This is a genomic window from Actinobacillus ureae ATCC 25976 (assembly GCF_000188255.1).
Lineage (GTDB): Bacteria > Pseudomonadota > Gammaproteobacteria > Enterobacterales > Pasteurellaceae > Actinobacillus > Actinobacillus ureae.
Map to the genome: position 1 here is coordinate 527,510 of NZ_GL831080.1, position 2,228 is coordinate 529,737.

Consider the following 2,228-nt stretch of genomic DNA (forward strand, 5'->3'; position numbering starts at 1 on the left):
CCCCAAATTTTATATGGAGATCACTCACTAATTCTAGAATAAGTATTTAGAAAAAACCTTAATTTTCAACTAAAATCAAATAGTTAATCAGTATTTATAAGAAACTTTTAGTTCATAAATCTATGATTATTGTTTCGTCAAACTCTCCACCAACAAATTTCTAAGCCATTGATATGCTGGATCTTGGTGGGTGCGTTCGTGCCACGCCATTTGGATTGCAAAACCTTGTACTTCAAGCGGAAGCTCTTTGCAAATCAATCCGCTAAAGTTATGAGATAAACGTGATGGCACCAATGCCACTACGTCTGTGCTACGTAAGATATTCGGTAGCAAAGAAAAGTGATTGACTGAGACTGACACACGACGAGCTTTACCGAGTTTAGCCAATGCCTCATCGCACACACCGTAAAATTGTCCGCCGTCATAGGACATCATTGCAAAATCCAATTCACAAAAGTTGTCTAAATTGAGCGGTTGATTTGCCATTGGGTGATCTGCTCGCATCACACAAACATAATGTTCTGTCAGCAACGGTTTGCTGTGTAAATCCGCCGGAATATATTGGGTGGAAACCAAGGCAATATCAATTCTTGCCTGTTCAAATTGGGCTAACAAATCCACGTCTTGTGCCGGTAAAAATGCCACTCGAATTTTCGGCGCAAGTTGCTTTAAATGGGCTAAAAAAGGTGTACCGATTGCTTCCAAGCCGTAATCGGTGGAAGCTATATTAATCGTCATTTCAGCCGTTTGCGGATCAAATTCTACTGGTCGCAACATTCGATTCACTTCCGCCAAAATGGTTTTAACCGAAGGCATTAATGCCAAGGCTCTGGCAGTCGGTTCAATCCCGTGTTGTACACGCACAAATAACGGGTCACCAAAGCTATCACGCAAGCGATTTAGCATTGCACTCATTGCCGGCTGAGTCACGGATAAACGTTGTGCCGCTTTGGTTACGTTACGTTCTTGCAAGAGTGCATCAAACGCTTTCAATAAGTTTAAATCAACGGTTCTAATATCACGCATATTTATATTTAGTATAAAGAATAGTGATTAGATTTTATATCTTCAGCGGATTAAAATCCATTCGTTTTTTAGACATGAAGGATTAGACCAATGGCAAAATTTAGATATTTACAAACACCTTTCAAGCTCAAAAATCTTGAACTTAAAAACCGTATCGTGATGCCACCGATGTGCCAATATTCGGCAACAGACGGTGTACCGAACGACTGGCATTTTGTGCATTATACTGCTCGTGCGATTGGTGGTGTCGGTTTAATCATTGTAGAAATGACTAACGTTGCGCCAAACGGTCGTATCACGCCGAATTGTTTAGGTTTATGGAATGACGAACAACGTGATGCATTTAAACCGATTGTTGATTCTGTGCATAAATACGGTAGTAAAATTGCGGTGCAAATTGGTCACGCCGGCCGTAAAGCGCAAGATTGCGATGATGTGGTTGCACCTTCGGCAATTCATTACGGTGAATTAGATTATGCAGGTCAGAATTTAAAAACACCTCGCGAATTAAGCAAAGCGGAAATTCAAGACGTGATTCAATCTTACCAAGATGCGGTAAAACGTGCAGTGGAAGCTGGCTTTGATGCGATTGAAATTCACGGCGCGCACGGCTATTTAATTCACCAATTCTCATCACCGAAATCAAACCAACGTACCGATGAATACGGTCAAGATCGTTTCTTATTCGGCGAGCAAGTGATTAAAGCGGCTAAAGCGGTCATGCCGGCAGATATGCCGTTAATCGTACGTATTTCGGCGCAGGAATTCGGTGCGGATGGTTTTGATGCGGATTACGGTGTGGAAATGGCAAAACGTTTTGCAGCAGCCGGTGCGGATTGTATGCACGTAAGTGCCGGCGGTGACGGTGTGTTAGTCGAAGGAAAACACTCGCCATTTAATGCGGGCTATCAAGTATATCTAGCTCGTGCGGTGAAACAAGCGACCAGTTTACCAACTATTGCCGTGGGTATGTTAGATGATGCGAATGTGGTTGATCACGTATTAGCGATTGGCGATGCGGATTTAGTAGCGGTTGGACGTGCGTTATTACGTAACCCACAATGGTTATTGAATGTACAATACGCACAAAATGCGTCAAATAACAGTGGTATTGAATTTGTGCCGGCACAATATCAACGTGGTTATTTCTAATTAACGTCTATACAAGCGGTGTAAAAAGAAGCATTTTTGATCTGCCCCCC

General features: G+C 42.3%; 2 protein-coding genes. One reads left to right on the plus strand and one right to left on the minus strand.

Translation table 11 applies throughout. The features are described from left to right. Positions 1-126: 126 nt before the first annotated feature. The gene (locus HMPREF0027_RS02655; RefSeq protein WP_005622034.1) at positions 127-1,026 is read right to left on the minus strand and encodes a LysR family transcriptional regulator; all 900 of its coding nucleotides are present in this window, start codon (positions 1,024-1,026) and stop codon (positions 127-129) included. 90 nt (positions 1,027-1,116) lie between these two features. On the opposite strand from HMPREF0027_RS02655, the gene HMPREF0027_RS02660 reads away from it, so the two are divergent. Further along, positions 1,117-2,178: an NADH:flavin oxidoreductase/NADH oxidase gene (locus tag HMPREF0027_RS02660; protein WP_005622037.1), complete on the plus strand. Its 1,062-nt coding sequence runs from the start codon at positions 1,117-1,119 to the stop codon at positions 2,176-2,178. Positions 2,179-2,228 lie beyond the last annotated feature (50 nt).

What these genes read in the sequence shown, in the direction of transcription:
- HMPREF0027_RS02655 (WP_005622034.1), bottom strand. Translation starts at nt 1,026, where the DNA reads ATGCGTGATATTAGAACCGTTGATTTAAACTTATTGAAAGCGTTTGAT.
- HMPREF0027_RS02660 (WP_005622037.1), top strand. Translation starts at nt 1,117, where the DNA reads ATGGCAAAATTTAGATATTTACAAACACCTTTCAAGCTCAAAAATCTT.